This is a genomic window from Mangrovitalea sediminis (assembly GCF_002514725.1).
In the GTDB taxonomy this organism is placed as follows: Bacteria; Pseudomonadota; Gammaproteobacteria; order Pseudomonadales; family Oleiphilaceae; genus Mangrovitalea; species Mangrovitalea sediminis.
Genome location: NZ_NTLB01000005.1, coordinates 279436 through 292848, shown reverse-complemented (window position 1 = coordinate 292848; position 13413 = coordinate 279436). Strand labels below are relative to the sequence as shown.

The window sequence follows — 13413 nt, the reverse complement described above, 5'->3', positions numbered from 1 at the left end:
TTCAGCTCGCCGCCATATCCGTCACGGTTACGATTGCGATATCGTCCGGAAGTTCGCTAATCTCATCGAGAGCCAGTGCCTCACTCAAGGACGCGATAGTGTGCCCCCCGGCGCTGACGACTTCAAGTAGCCTATTTTCCTTTTCATCGAGACTATTGGCCTTGATCACTTCCAATATACCATCTGAAAAGAGTAAAAGGCTGAAATTCTGCGGTAAGGAGGTGTGGTAGATAACCCACGACGGCTCTTCGAACAGGCCAACCGGCAGCCCACTCCCCTCGAGAAAGTGCGCTTCACCTCCTGCAGCCAGGATCGGCATGGGGAAATGCGCCCCGACCGCATAGCTCATTTCGTGCTTCGCGGTATCGATGATTCCCACGAACAAAGTCAAGTGCTTGCCGAGCCGTGTATCCAGCAACTCCTTGTTGACCCGGTGCAGGAAACGGTCCGGATAGCGGATATCGTCACTGGAGCCCCGCCTCAGGTTACGCTGCAGACGATTGGTCAGATTCTTCAGCAAAACCGTGACGAAGGCCGAGCTGGCGCCGTGTCCAGACACGTCGGCGATATACACCAGCATCCGGTTGTCATCGAGTCGGAAGTAATCGAGAAAATCGCCGCTGAGATAGAGGGAGGGTTTGACGAGGTGATCCAGGTGAATGTCGCCGATCTGGCGATTATGTTCGGGGAGCATGCGCATCTGGACCTTGCGACCAGCGCTCTGATCCGCTCGCAACTCCGCGATGCCTTCGCGTAAGTGGCGATTGCTCTCTTCCAGCTCTTGCCGGTACACCTGGTTGAGACGGGTCAACCGAACCTGATCGAAGAGCTTGCCCAGGACTCCGTCGACCGCCTGATGGTCATCGAGGGGCTTATTCAGGAAATCCGAAGCACCCGCTCTCAACGCCAACAGGACATCGTCCACCTGTTTTGCGTGAGAACATACGACGACGGGGATGCGCCCATCCTCCACGCGGCATTGGGATGAAAGCTCTGCGATTGCCTTCGGCCCCAAATCGGCAAAAATCACGTCAGGCGGATTATCGTCCACACGCGTCAGCGCCGTCTCGAGATCGGCACAGGAAGACACCAGGAAACCCTTGTCGCTCAAATATTTCGTCAGCGCTGCCTGAATCTCGCTGGTCTGATCAACGATCAGTATTCTTTCCGTTCGCGACGTCATAACAGACACCGGCCTGAGTTATGATCGGGCCATACTGTATTCCGAACGTTAGGCCACTCGTCAGTCATCGGGCCCAAACTCCCCGAAGACGCCCACTGCTCGGCGCGCCACAACGGCGGCCTGTTCTGGTCCGACATGCACATATATGAAGCTTAGGTGCCAATTCTAGAGTTTTCATCCTAATTGACTGTGATACAGGGGCAGATTTCATGTTAAACGTCACATTTAGTGCCGCCTGTAACCACATTTCACAAACCTATCGCTTTATCTGGGGGCTTTTGCGACATCAATCATCGTTCCCAGCCCCACCTTTCCGAGCGCCAGTCGACCTCGGATAGCCCGGATTTCATACCGTCCGCGCCATTGGACGCGTTATACTACTCTCACTGCCAAAGAAAATCTGCCATGCAAGGGTACGTGACGGCCCATTCCGACATATTTAATGTAACAATCACCACTATCCGGCACATGGCCCCCGCTCCACTCACCGAAGACTTCATTGACGACGGCCGAAGGACTCTCCAATGCGCAGTGCCATCGACGACCTTTTGGGCGCCTACGACAAGCTTATTATGGACCCGGTACATGGCGGCATCCCGCTTTACCGGCACGAAATCGATGTCATCGATCACCCGCTTTTTCAGCGCCTGCGCAATATCTGTCAAAACGACATCCTCAGCCTGGTCTTCCCGGGAGCCACCCATTCGCGATTCCTGCACAGCATTGGCGTCATGCATGTCGGCGGGCGCATGTTCCGTTCGATGATCGATGCGTACCTGCGCGAACGTAATCTCAGTCGCCGTGTCGACCTGACCTTCAGCCAACTGGAGGCTATCGACTATTTCGCAAAGGTGATCCGTCTCGGCTGTCTTCTTCACGATAGTGGGCACTCCAGCTTTTCCCACCAGTTCACTCAGGCTCGGCGCATCCGGGAGCTGATGAGCCGGCCACAGCGTTTTGCCGATCTCTGGCGAGACGTCGACATTAGCACCATCCATGGGGAAACCCCGGAAGAACTGGAGCACGAACACTACTCCGTCAGGGTAGCCTGGCAGATCCTGCAGGACACCGGGTTCGTCGAAACCGGTATCGCCATCGAGGATGTACTCGGCATCATGGAAACCACCCAGGCCCGTCCATCCGAGCAGTTCTGCGCCCACGCCCACACCTTCTGGGAATTCATCGCCGGTCCCGACGCCAATGCCGGCGCACTCCAACACGCCTCTACACCGCGAATGGTCATGGACCTCCTGTCCTCCATCGTCTCCGGTGAAGTCGATGCGGACCGGGCCGACTACATGCTGCGAGACGGTTTCCATTCGTCGGTCACCATCGGGGGCTTCAACCTCGACCACCTACTAAGCAACCTCCGGTTTGGGTGGAACGTGGAGAACCCCTGGCTCGGGCTGGCCATCGCCCACAAGGGGCTGGGCGCACTGGAGGATTTCGTCTACAGCCGCCACCAGATGTACCGTCAGGTGTATGCCCACAAGACGGCACTGGGCTTCGACTGGATACTGCGGGAAGGCATCAATGAGGTGCTCGAGGATCAGGAAACCTTCGAATGGGTCGATCATTGCCTGAGCGATATGAAGGATTTCAGCCAGCTGACCGATAACTTCTTTTGGGAAGCTTTTCGCCGCAAGGCCCGCCGGAGCCCGGGCAGCTATTCACGCTGCATCGTCGACCGGATCAAGCTCGACCATATCGATACACGGGAAAACCTTGATGCCGGCGCGATCGCGGCCCATCGTCAGGCGCTCGCGGCGGCAATGAAGGTCCCGGCGGAGTCGGTGGTCACCTGCACCATGCGCGCAAGATTCACGAATATTCGCGAGAACTTCAACGGCATCAAGGTGTTGGTGCGGGACCCGCTGACGAGAGAGCGCCATCTGCGGCAGATCAGCGATGTCAGCGCCTTCTTCAATAAGTTCTCTGACGGCACCATCATCCACTTCTATCTGAAGCCAGCGATACTTCGCGCCTGATAAGAGCCCACTCCCCCTGCCGCGCGCATCAGAGTATCGGTAGCGCGCATCTCTTCAGGGCAGGCTGAACCCAAGGCGATCATCCGAGCGAAGATGCGCCAGAAGGCTTTCCGCGCTATCGAAAGCCCCCTCCACCCGGCCGCCACTCAACCAGTCGCCGCAGAGCCCGAGATTGACCTTCGGATACCAAAGATGACCTGGACCGACTTCAGTCTCCGGAATGGCATAACGCCAACGGTGAATGTGTCTTTCGGCGACGACGGCCTTCAAGGAAAAACGCTCCCGGAACGCCTCGACCAGGGCATCGCTTACCTCGTCTTCAGGTTTATCGAGCTGAGACAGGGACCAATAAGGATCTGCGTGCAACACCCACCATTCGACACCTTCTTCTCGACCCGGTTTGCTCGAATCCAGCCCGGCCCATCGCAAGACCGGATGTTGAACGAGCTGAACGCCCTGGAAATCCAGATCCAATGGCTCGGAAAAGCACGCAGCGACTGCCATACAGGGCAGCATGCTATAGCCTTCCAATTCCTTCTGCAGCTCGGGGAAACCATGAAGCAGGCAATTCGACTGAGCGGGCGGCGGCGTCAACACCAAGGCATCGTATGGACCAATGCGATGACCGCCTTGGGCGAGAATCCGCCAACCATCCTCATCATGTTCAAGACGCTCCGCCTGGACACCGTATTCAACCGGAATGTGTCGCGAGAGCGCCCGGGTAATTGCTGACATGCGGGGAGCACCCACAAACCGTTGCTGGACGGTAAAGGCCTCCAGACCTCCATCGTCCGCTTCGTGCAAAAGGCGTCCTGACCACGCCGCGAAGGTATCGAAACCGGCGTAACTTTCGAGGAAGCGACGAAAGCGTGTATTGCGTATCGTGAAGTACTGAGCGCCCATATCCAAGGTCCTGGCATCGCCGTCCACGCGCTTGGACGCCATGCGACCTCCCGGCCCGCGGGACTTCTCATAAATACCCACACGAATACCGACAGCATTCAGGCGAATCGCACAGGCCAGACCAGCCATACCTGAACCGATAATCCCGACACTTCGTATTCGTTTGCGATGCATCATAAACCGCCGTTCGTTCGTATATAGGAGAACTGGTTCCGGCAACTTTTTTCCGAAAGCGGCCGTGAACGTCACTCATAAAGCCAATTTTAGACATAACAGGGATCAGGGCGATGACCCGATTGCAGCATTTGCAGTACAACATTCAGCGATGGTTCGATGCCGAAGCGCATTTGGATCATCTCGACCACCAAAGCGTCAAATTTAACGCTATCCGGGTACTTCCCTTTGTTGGCATGCATGTAGCGTGCCTAGGCATATGGTTTGTCGGCGTCAGCCCTTTCGCTGTCGGATTTGCCGCTGCCTTTTTCCTTATCAGGATGTTTGCCATTACCGGTTTCTATCACCGCTATTTTGCCCATAAAACCTTTAAAACATCACGTTCCGTGCAGTTTATTTTCGCGCTGGTCGGCGCCATGGCCGCTCAACGGGGCGCACTCTGGTGGGCCGCCCACCATCGCCGCCATCACCAGCATTCAGACGGTCCCGAGGACCTCCACTCCCCCACTCAGCGAGGCTTCTGGTGGGCACATGTCGGCTGGTTCACCTGTGACGCAGGCTTCGTGACGGATTTTCGGCGTATTCGTGACTGGGAAAAGTTTCCGGAGCTCCGCTTTCTTAATCGTTTTGATGCCCTGATCCCCGTGCTGACGATACTTTCGCTCTACGGCTTGGGCGAATGGTTATCACTGGCGGCTCCTGGGCTTGACACCAATGGTCCACAACTGACCCTGTGGGGCTTTTTTGTTTCGACGGTTTTCTTGTTTCACGCCACCGTCTCAATCAACTCACTGTCGCATGTCTGGGGTTCTCGTCGATTCGAGACGGACGATGGCAGCCGAAACAATATCTGGTTGGCGTTAATCACCCTTGGCGAAGGCTGGCACAACAACCATCACCGCTGGCCCCAGTCTGCCCGGCAGGGCTTTCGCTGGTGGGAAATCGACATGACCTACTACCTGCTCTGGCTGATGCAAAAGTGTCGGCTGATTTGGGACTTGAACCCGGTACCCCTGCACATCCAGGAAGAAGCCATTATCCGCGATCGCCAGAGAAGAAGGGAGCTCAAGCATGTATCACAACAGTGATGATCGGCTGGTACCGTTTCGCGAGCTTTTTAATGAGCTGCCCCACCCTAAAGCGCGAAATCTTTCCGATGTCTACGCAAAGGATATCCGGTTTCAGGATCCTTTCGTGACAATCCGGGGATTAACCGCGCTTGAACAATATTTCCGGGATGCCTACAGCAACGTGATCAGCTGTACCTTCGATTTCGATGCGCCGCTGCAACAGGCCAATGAGGCAACGCAACCCTGGCTGATGCGTCTGAGGCATCGGCGTCTCCGGGGTGGCGAGGAGGTCCGCGTCGAAGGCATCAGCTATCTGCAGTTCATGAACGACCGGGTCATTTTTCATCGGGATTACTTCGATGCCGGCCAGTTGCTCTATGAAAACATTCCGCTGCTCGGTACCGCAGTACGCTGGATACGGAGACACGCGGCATGATTACCGAACAGGAAGTCCCGGCAACAGTCTGGCTTACCGGCGCTTCTTCCGGTATCGGCCTCGCCCTCGCCCGGATGTTTGCCCATGAGGGCTTTCGCGTCCTGGCCACGGCACGGAATCAGGACGCACTCAATGCCCTGAAGCGGGAATTCCCTGCGCGTATAACGCCTTTACCGGGCGACACGACATCACGCGAGGACGTGGCGCGGCTGGCTAAAACACTGCGGGAACAAGGCGCCATAGAGCTGGCAATCCTGAATGCCGGTACCTGCGAATACCTGGACGTACGCCATTTCGACAGCGAACTTGTAGGAAGGGTGATGGAGACCAATGTCATGGGAACTGTACGCTGCGTGGAAGCCGTCCTGCCGGTTCTCCGGCAGACCCGTTCGTCCGGTCTTCCGGCGCGTCTGGCGATCATGAGCTCATCCGCCTGGTGGTTCCCGTTTCCCAGGGCCGAAGCCTACAGCGCCTCCAAGGCGGCACTGACCACCTTTGCACTATCACTAAGGGCTGACCTTGCCGCGGAAAATATTCCGGTGACGATCATTTCTCCCGGTTTTGTCCGCACGCCGCTTACTGACCGCAATGACTTTCCGATGCCTTTTCGCATCGATGCCGACAAAGCCGCCCGCATTATCTGTCGGGGCTTGCAGCGAGGTCACAATGAGATCGCCTTCCCGAAACGCTTTACCGGTCTGTTGAAGCTTCTGGCTTGCCTGCCCCGCCCACTGGCAGACCGGATCGCGGCCAACCTTGCCCGTAACGAACAACAGAAGGACTCTGTCCTATGATTTCCCGTCAACGTATTGCCGTCGTCGGTACCGGTATCTCTGGACTCACCGCCGCCTGGATGCTGTCCCGCCGCCACGAGGTCCACATTTTCGAGGCAAACGATTATGCCGGGGGCCATACCCATACGCTGCCGGTGGAGCGACATGGACGTGTCTGGCCGGTGAATACAGGCTTTATCGTCTTCAATGACTGGACCTATCCAAACTTCATCCGCTTGATGCAAGTGCTTGGGGTTGAATCAGAACCCAGCGACATGAGTTTCAGCGTTCAAAGCGAGCGTCGTGGACTGGAATACAACGGTACCAGCCTCAACACCCTGTTCGCCCAGCGTCGCAACCTTCTGAATCCGCGCTTTATCAACATGATCCGGGAGATCCTGCGCTTTAATCGCATAACACGCGACGAGCTCGCCAGAGACGTGATTCAAGCCGATGAGACGCTGGCGGCCTACCTGCGACGCCACCGTTTCTCCAACTATTTTCGCGACCATTACATTATTCCGATGGGGGCGGCCATCTGGTCGGCACCGGAAGGGGCGACCGCCCAGTTTCCGGTACGTTTTTTCCTCCGTTTCTTCGAAAATCACGGAATGTTGTCCGTGGACGAGCGCCCCCAGTGGCGCGTTCTCAAGCGCGGGTCCGCCAGCTACGTCAAACGCATGCTGCCGCACTTTGGCGACAAACTACACCTGAACGCTCCGGTCGAGGCCGTGCTGCGTCACCCTAAGGAAGTGGAAATCCGCACCCCTCTGGGAAGTCACCGCTTCGACCAGATCGTAATGGCCTGCCACAGCGACCAGGCTCTCGCATTATTGAAAGATGCCACGCCGGCTGAAACCGAGATTCTTGGGGCCATTCCGTACCAAATGAACGATGTAGTGCTGCACACCGACGAATGCATGCTACCCAACAACCGACGTGCCTGGGCGGCCTGGAATTATTACATTCCGCAGAGTTCGTCAGCACCGGTCTCCGTCACCTACAACATGAATATTCTGCAGAATTTCGACGCACCCGAAACCTTCTGCGTGACGCTCAATCGGAGTGCCGGCATCCATCCCCTTAAAATAATCAAGCGATTCCAATACGCCCATCCGGAATTTACCTTGGCCGGTGTCGAGGCCCAATCGCGTTATCACGACATCGGCAATCGCCATCGTACTCACTTCTGTGGCGCATACTGGCACAATGGGTTTCATGAGGATGGGGTACGGAGCGCGCTCAGGGTGGTCAACGACTTTGGCATCGAATACCCGATTCTCGAGGTGAGTCGAAACAGCCAGGAGGTGCCCTATGGACAAGCCCCTCAACTGGCGTAGCCAGTGGCTGGAAACGCGTATCCGTCATCGTCGCTTCAGTCCGGTCGAGCACCAGTTTTCCTATCGTTCCGGCCTGTTTTCAGTGGACCTTTCGGAGTGGCATACGCTGAACCGGCTCAGCCCCCTGTTCTCTACCCGCCACTTCAACTGGGTTTCCCTCCGCAGGGAAGACTATTTCTGTCCTGAGCAACCGGATATAGAGACCGCGGTTCGCGATCATGTCCTGAACGCGACTGGCTGGCGCCCGGACGGCCCGATTGAGCTCATCACCCACCCCCGCTACCTGGGCCGGATATTCAATCCGGTCAGCTTCTATCATTGCTACGAGAAGGGCGCATCGCCGGCAACGGGTGACGTTCCGCGCGTGATTCTGGCGCAGATCACCAATACGCCTTGGGGTGAAAGGCATACCTACTGCCTTGAAGGAGGCGACGTCGTCGTTGGCCTCCATGGCTGGCAAACGCGGCGGTTCAGCTTTGCCAAGGCATTCCACGTCTCGCCGTTCAATCCCATGGAACAGGACTATGACTGGCTATTCAGCTTCCGGCCTGGCGAATGTCGTATTCACATGAACCTGCACCAGGACGGCCACAAGGTGTTCGATGCAACCATGGAGGTGAAACGTCACGCCCTGAATCGCCAGACCTTCCACCGGGCCCTGCGCCGTTTCCCGCTGGAAACGGTCAAGGTCGTCGCGGGCATTTACTGGCAGGCCCTGCGTCTGAAGCTCAAGGGCGCCACCTTTTATGATCACCCCGAAAACGGCCACCCTGAACCTGAGCCTGAGAACCGTCCGTCCGGTTCCATCGTAAGTCCCCTCAAAAGTCGTGAAAGGTAATTCGCATGGAACACATCAAGTCCGAGCAGACAACAATCCCGGCAAGTACGCGCCAGGGCGTTGCCCGTAAGCTCGTATTAGGTCAGCTGGCGCAACTGCGAGCCGGTACCCTCGTCATCCACGAAAACGAAAGCCAGTTGACGCTGGGGGAACCCGATTCCCGTTTTCAGGTAGCCCGGCTCGATATTCTGGACAAGAGCACCTGGCGCGACCTGCTGACCGGCGGTGCTATCGGCGCGGCGGAAGCCTATGTCGCCGGCGACTGGACCTCACCTGACCTGGTCGCGCTGCTGCGGCTGTTTGTACGTAATGTGGACCGGATGAATGCCTTCGAGGACCGCTTCAGCTGGATCAGCAAGCCGGCATTACGGGCCCTGCACTGGCTGAACCGCAACACCCAGGCCGGTTCGCGCAAGAATATCGAAGCCCACTACGATTTGGGAAATGCGCTGTTCGAGCAGTTCCTGGATCCGGAAATGATGTATTCCAGTGCCATCTATCCCACTGAGGAAAGTACGCTCGAGGAAGCCGCACGCTATAAGCTCGATCGAATCTGCCGAAAGCTGGATCTGCAGCCCGGTGACCGCGTGGTAGAGATCGGCACCGGCTGGGGCGGCTTCGCGATTCACGCCGCACGCCATTACGGTTGCCACATCACGACGACGACGATCTCCCGCGAGCAGCATGACTACGCACAGGCGCGGATACAGGCGCTGGGCCTAGAGGACCACATCACGCTACTGTTCGAGGATTACCGCAACCTGGAGGGCCAGTTCGACAAGTTGGTGTCGATTGAGATGATCGAAGCCGTCGGCCCTCAATTCCTTGGCCACTATCTGGGTACCGTCAGCCGTCTGCTAAAAGAAGACGGCCTGGCGCTGATTCAAGCGATCAATATGCCGGAACAGCGGTATGCGCGCGCCCTGCGCAATGTTGATTTTATTCAGCGCTACATTTTTCCGGGAAGCTTCATCCCCTCCTTCGGCGCAATCCTCGACGCTGTTCGCCAGGAAACGGACTTTGTGCTCACTCATGTTGAAGATACCGGTTTTCATTACGCTCGAACGCTTCGCGATTGGCGCGAACGCTTCCTGGCCGCTGAGGACCGGATTCAGGCGCTGGGATACGACGACCGCTTCATGCGGCTCTGGGAATTCTATTTTGCCTACTGTGAAGCCGGCTTTGCGGAGCGCGCCATCGGTGTTGCCCAAATCCTCCTGAGCAAACCCCGAAACCGACGCTCGGCGATCCTGACGCTTTAAGCGGGCCACACGCAATGCAAGTATCGACCGGACAGCGCAATCTCATCAACTTTGTCCTGTTTCAGGGAGGTTGGATCTTTGTCGCGATTCGACATGACAACCTGGCCGCTGGAGTCGCCCTGGCATTGGTGACCGTACACCTGATAACCGTCAGTCGGGAACCCTTGCGCGAAGGCGTGTTTATCCTGGTAGCGACCCTGCTGGGGTCTGCCATGGACAGCCTCTGGTCGCAACTCGGCCTACTGCGCTTCGCGGCGCACCCAGGACCGGTGATCCCGCTATGGCTGATCGCGCTTTGGGCCCTCTTCCTCACCACCCTTTGGCACTCCCTGTACGGGCTGGTAAAAAGCCGGTGGCGCTGGGTGCTACCGCCTATTGCAGGTCCCTTCGCCTACTTTAGCGCCGCACGACTCGGCGCTCTGGAAGGCCCCCAAACCCTCTTGGAATGGGCGCTCCTGGCACTGGGCTGGTGGTTGCTTTTTCTACTGCTGGCAAAACTCACCGCTCAATTCAGGCAGCCCCATGAACGCTGTATCGCCTAGCACACTCCGGGCATCAGGCCTATGTGTAGTGGCGCTACTCGCTAGCGTGACAGCATTGGCGAAGCCTCTGGATCGTCACATCCGTTTCGAGGGACGAGCACTCGATGCCAATAGCCAAACGCTGCTGTATACAGAGGATCATCGTATTACCGGCATCTGTGAAAACAACCACTGGCAGCCCCTTCACGAGAACGTGACTTACCGCGCCCCAAACGGCCAGATCCTGGCGACCAAGCAGCTGGACTATGGCTCCGGCCTGCAGACGCCCTCTTTCACCCTGCACGACGACGTCTTCGGTGAGCGCTTCGATGTGCGATACCAAAAGGGACAACCCGTCAGTGTCCGTTGGCGGGATACGCACGGAAAAGAACATCAAAGTGACGTCAGTCCCACGCCGGCCCTGGTGATAGACGGTGGCTTCGATTACAAGGTGAAGGCTGACTGGTCCAAACTGATGGCCGGGGAAACCCTGCATTTCGACTTTCTCGCACCGACCCGCGGCAAGACTATTGCGTTCCGTTTAGTCCCCGCCAACCGGACTGAACGGGAGAAAACCGGTGCCGCACATAGTTTTGTGATCAAACCCGAAAGCACCATTCTAAGCTGGTTCGTCGACCCTATCCTGCTGGGATACAACCAGCAACGGCAGCTCACCGACTATATCGGTTTGACCAACATCCCCAAAACCGCCGACACCAATTATCGGGCGCATATCCACTATCAACACCCACCGATACCCGACTGCGCCAAAGCAAACCCCGATTGAGGCGATTTCCCGGCACGCTGTGTTACACTCGCCCGTCATACATCCTCTCCGCCCGCCGGGCCTAACCGGACCGGTCACTGACCAAGGAAAGAGCGAGATCCCGATGCGAGTTGTCAGCTTCAACGTCAACGGAATACGCGCCCGTCTGCACCAACTTGAACACGTCACCAAAACACTGGCACCCGATATCATCGGCCTGCAGGAAACGAAGGTCACCGATGCGGAGTTTCCCGTAGATGACGTCAAGGCTCTGGGCTACGACGTGCATTTTCACGGCCAGAAAGGCCACTACGGCGTTGCACTACTCTCGAAGGTTCCACCGGTCGACGTCCAGAAAGGCTTTCCCTGGGATGACAAAAAGGCCCAAAGGCGCTTGATCCTCGGTCGTTTCGAGCAAAACGGAAAAACCCTGACCGTAATCAACGGTTATTTTCCGCAAGGCGAAAACCGTGCGCATCCGGAAAAATTCCCCAACAAGGAACGCTTTTACGCAGACCTCATGCGCTGGCTCGGTGAATTCAGCAAACCCGACGAGTGTGTGGTCGTCATGGGCGATATGAATATTTCCTCCACCGACCAGGATATCGGTATTGGTGAGGACAGCCGCAAGCGATGGCTGCGCGAAGGAAAGTGCAGCTTCCTGCCGGAAGAACGCGAGTGGATGAATAAGCTGCTCGACTGGGGCCTGACAGATTCCTTCCGGGCCCGCTATCCAGAGGTCAATGACCGTTTCAGCTGGTTCGATTACCGCAGCAAGGGGTTCGAGCGCGATCCCCGGCGCGGTCTGCGAATCGACCTGATCCTGGCGACGTCTCCGCTGGTGAGTAAAATGAAGGACGCCGGCATTGACTACGACACCCGCGCAATGGAAAAGCCATCCGATCATGCGCCGGTGTGGACCGATTTCGATATCTAAACCTGATGAGCGGCAGCCCGCCCATGAAGATGAAGACCCGCGACCGTATCCTGCATACCAGTCTCGAGCTCTTCAATCGCTTTGGCGAACCCAACGTTACCACGTTGCAGATTGCCGACGAGCTGGATATCAGTCCCGGGAATCTCTATTACCACTTCAAGAGCAAGTCGGACATCGTTCACGAGCTGTTCGGCTGGTATGAGTCGCAGATCAATGAATTTCTGGATGTGCCACAGGTCACGATTTCCATCGAAGACCAGTGGCTGTTCCTGCACCTCATTTTTGAGGCCATTGCACGCTATCGCTTCGTCTATCAGGACTTGGTCAACGTGCTGTCACGGTATCAGGACTTGCAGCCGCACTTTCGGAGGATACTGGAACGCAAGCGCAAAGCCTCCCGTACCATCTGCGGCAGCCTTCGCGAGCAAGCGATTCTACACGCCACAGATGAAGAGCTGGGCGCGCTCTGCGAACAGATTGTCCTGACGACGACCTACTGGGTCAGCTTCGAGATGCTGACGCACCTGGAAAACAAGGACAATATCGATCTCGGAAGGGGGGTGTACCAGGTGATGTCACTGGTCGCGCCCTATCTGATCGAAGAGGCGCGGACGCAGTTGCAGTCGATGATGCAGGATTACCTTTAAGGCCCGGGGCGAACCTTATTTTGACTTGGTGCCCTTTCCACTGGCAGCTTTAGGCTTGGCCTGTTTCAGCGTCTTCAGCTCGGCCTCAAGCGTTTCGATTTGCGCCTTCAAGGCTGCGACTTCTTCCCGGGTGGGAATACCCAGACGCTGCAAGGTACGGGAGACTCGCTGGTCAAACACGCTTTCGAGCCTATCCCAGGTACCGGTCGCCTTTTCCTTGACCTCTTCCACCCGGCCCTCGACGCTGCGAATCTGCCGCTCGACAGCTCCCCGGGTACGGCTCTCGATCTCTTCGCCTTCATGCACCAGACGCTCAAAGAAACGGCCGGCATCTTCTTCAGCCTTGGTGTAAGCACCCAGCCCCGCCAACCAGATCTGACGTGCCGAATCCTTGATCTTGTCCGCCAGCTGACTAGCGTTTTCCGTTTCCTGTTCGTTGTCGCGGCTCTTGGCCATGTACTTCATCTCCCCATCGGTGCAATCCCCGAACGTCATCGCATTCTAATATAAAGCCCTACATCATTCACAGGTGAAGCGCCCTGTGCACAGGGATATCGATGCCTACGCTGGCTGTC

14 protein-coding genes are annotated in these 13413 nt (G+C 57.0%); 11 read left to right on the top strand and 3 right to left on the bottom strand.

The window, feature by feature from the left end; translation table 11 throughout:
• Position 1 precedes the first annotated feature (1 nt).
• Complete coding sequence (locus tag CLR77_RS13890; RefSeq protein ID WP_097461265.1) at positions 2-1183, bottom strand: SpoIIE family protein phosphatase; 1182 nt, start codon at positions 1181-1183, stop codon at positions 2-4.
• Positions 1184-1707: 524 nt separating this feature from the next.
• Between CLR77_RS13890 and CLR77_RS13885 the strand changes: the two genes are divergently transcribed.
• A complete protein-coding gene (locus CLR77_RS13885) occupies positions 1708-3171 on the top strand; it encodes an HD domain-containing protein (RefSeq protein ID WP_097461264.1) in 1464 nt (487 codons plus the stop codon).
• A gap of 54 nt (positions 3172-3225) precedes the next feature.
• On the opposite strand, the gene CLR77_RS13880 is transcribed toward CLR77_RS13885, so the two are convergent.
• Positions 3226-4251 carry an NAD(P)/FAD-dependent oxidoreductase gene (locus CLR77_RS13880; RefSeq protein WP_097461263.1) on the bottom strand — a complete coding sequence of 342 codons (1026 nt, stop codon included), beginning with the start codon at positions 4249-4251 and terminating at the stop codon, positions 3226-3228.
• Positions 4252-4361: 110 nt separating this feature from the next.
• Here CLR77_RS13880 and CLR77_RS13875 point away from each other — a divergent pair, with 110 nt between their 5' ends.
• The 10 genes from CLR77_RS13875 (at position 4362) to CLR77_RS13830 (ending at position 12838) form a co-directional block, all read left to right on the top strand.
• Positions 4362-5336, top strand: a complete 975-nt coding sequence (locus CLR77_RS13875; RefSeq protein ID WP_097461262.1) for an acyl-CoA desaturase — start codon at positions 4362-4364, stop codon at positions 5334-5336.
• Complete coding sequence (locus tag CLR77_RS13870; protein WP_097461261.1) at positions 5320-5754, top strand: nuclear transport factor 2 family protein; 435 nt, start codon at positions 5320-5322, stop codon at positions 5752-5754. Before CLR77_RS13875 ends, CLR77_RS13870 begins: the two co-directional genes overlap by 17 nt.
• Positions 5751-6548, top strand: a complete 798-nt coding sequence (locus CLR77_RS13865) for an SDR family NAD(P)-dependent oxidoreductase (RefSeq protein ID WP_097461260.1) — start codon at positions 5751-5753, stop codon at positions 6546-6548. The genes CLR77_RS13870 and CLR77_RS13865 overlap by 4 nt, the downstream gene beginning before the upstream one ends.
• Positions 6545-7867 carry an NAD(P)/FAD-dependent oxidoreductase gene (locus CLR77_RS13860; protein ID WP_097461259.1) on the top strand — a complete coding sequence of 441 codons (1323 nt, stop codon included), beginning with the start codon at positions 6545-6547 and terminating at the stop codon, positions 7865-7867. Before CLR77_RS13865 ends, CLR77_RS13860 begins: the two co-directional genes overlap by 4 nt.
• Complete coding sequence (locus CLR77_RS13855) at positions 7842-8705, top strand: DUF1365 domain-containing protein (RefSeq protein ID WP_097461258.1); 864 nt, start codon at positions 7842-7844, stop codon at positions 8703-8705. The genes CLR77_RS13860 and CLR77_RS13855 overlap by 26 nt, the downstream gene beginning before the upstream one ends.
• A gap of 5 nt (positions 8706-8710) precedes the next feature.
• On the top strand, positions 8711-9967 hold the full coding sequence (locus CLR77_RS13850) for an SAM-dependent methyltransferase (protein ID WP_097461257.1): 1257 nt from the start codon (positions 8711-8713) through the stop codon (positions 9965-9967).
• A gap of 14 nt (positions 9968-9981) precedes the next feature.
• A complete protein-coding gene (locus CLR77_RS13845) occupies positions 9982-10509 on the top strand; it encodes a DUF2878 domain-containing protein (protein ID WP_097461256.1) in 528 nt (175 codons plus the stop codon).
• 28 nt (positions 10510-10537) lie between these two features.
• Positions 10538-11275 (top strand): hypothetical protein, encoded by a 738-nt coding sequence (locus CLR77_RS13840; protein WP_143269420.1) that lies wholly within the window; start codon positions 10538-10540, stop codon positions 11273-11275.
• Positions 11276-11378: 103 nt separating this feature from the next.
• Positions 11379-12191, top strand: coding sequence for an exodeoxyribonuclease III (xthA, locus tag CLR77_RS13835; protein WP_097461254.1), 813 nt, complete (start codon positions 11379-11381; stop codon positions 12189-12191).
• Positions 12192-12214: 23 nt separating this feature from the next.
• Complete coding sequence (locus CLR77_RS13830; RefSeq protein ID WP_198962765.1) at positions 12215-12838, top strand: TetR/AcrR family transcriptional regulator; 624 nt, start codon at positions 12215-12217, stop codon at positions 12836-12838.
• A 15-nt stretch (positions 12839-12853) separates the two neighbouring features.
• Here the strand turns inward: CLR77_RS13830 and CLR77_RS13825 are convergent, their stop codons facing one another.
• Positions 12854-13294 carry a phasin family protein gene (locus CLR77_RS13825; RefSeq protein ID WP_097461253.1) on the bottom strand — a complete coding sequence of 147 codons (441 nt, stop codon included), beginning with the start codon at positions 13292-13294 and terminating at the stop codon, positions 12854-12856.
• Positions 13295-13413: the final 119 nt, after the last annotated feature.

Excerpts from the sequence above, each read along its gene's own strand:
- CLR77_RS13825 (WP_097461253.1), bottom strand. The coding sequence starts at position 13,294 with ATGGCCAAGAGCCGCGACAACGAACAGGAAACGGAAAACGCTAGTCAG.
- CLR77_RS13870 (WP_097461261.1), top strand. The coding sequence starts at position 5,320 with ATGTATCACAACAGTGATGATCGGCTGGTACCGTTTCGCGAGCTTTTT.
- CLR77_RS13830 (WP_198962765.1), top strand. The coding sequence starts at position 12,215 with ATGAAGATGAAGACCCGCGACCGTATCCTGCATACCAGTCTCGAGCTC.
- CLR77_RS13865 (WP_097461260.1), top strand. The coding sequence starts at position 5,751 with ATGATTACCGAACAGGAAGTCCCGGCAACAGTCTGGCTTACCGGCGCT.
- CLR77_RS13845 (WP_097461256.1), top strand. The coding sequence starts at position 9,982 with ATGCAAGTATCGACCGGACAGCGCAATCTCATCAACTTTGTCCTGTTT.
- CLR77_RS13880 (WP_097461263.1), bottom strand. The coding sequence starts at position 4,251 with ATGATGCATCGCAAACGAATACGAAGTGTCGGGATTATCGGTTCAGGT.
- CLR77_RS13855 (WP_097461258.1), top strand. The coding sequence starts at position 7,842 with ATGGACAAGCCCCTCAACTGGCGTAGCCAGTGGCTGGAAACGCGTATC.
- CLR77_RS13890 (WP_097461265.1), bottom strand. The coding sequence starts at position 1,183 with ATGACGTCGCGAACGGAAAGAATACTGATCGTTGATCAGACCAGCGAG.
- CLR77_RS13860 (WP_097461259.1), top strand. The coding sequence starts at position 6,545 with ATGATTTCCCGTCAACGTATTGCCGTCGTCGGTACCGGTATCTCTGGA.
- CLR77_RS13885 (WP_097461264.1), top strand. The coding sequence starts at position 1,708 with ATGCGCAGTGCCATCGACGACCTTTTGGGCGCCTACGACAAGCTTATT.
- CLR77_RS13875 (WP_097461262.1), top strand. The coding sequence starts at position 4,362 with ATGACCCGATTGCAGCATTTGCAGTACAACATTCAGCGATGGTTCGAT.
- CLR77_RS13850 (WP_097461257.1), top strand. The coding sequence starts at position 8,711 with ATGGAACACATCAAGTCCGAGCAGACAACAATCCCGGCAAGTACGCGC.
- xthA (WP_097461254.1), top strand. The coding sequence starts at position 11,379 with ATGCGAGTTGTCAGCTTCAACGTCAACGGAATACGCGCCCGTCTGCAC.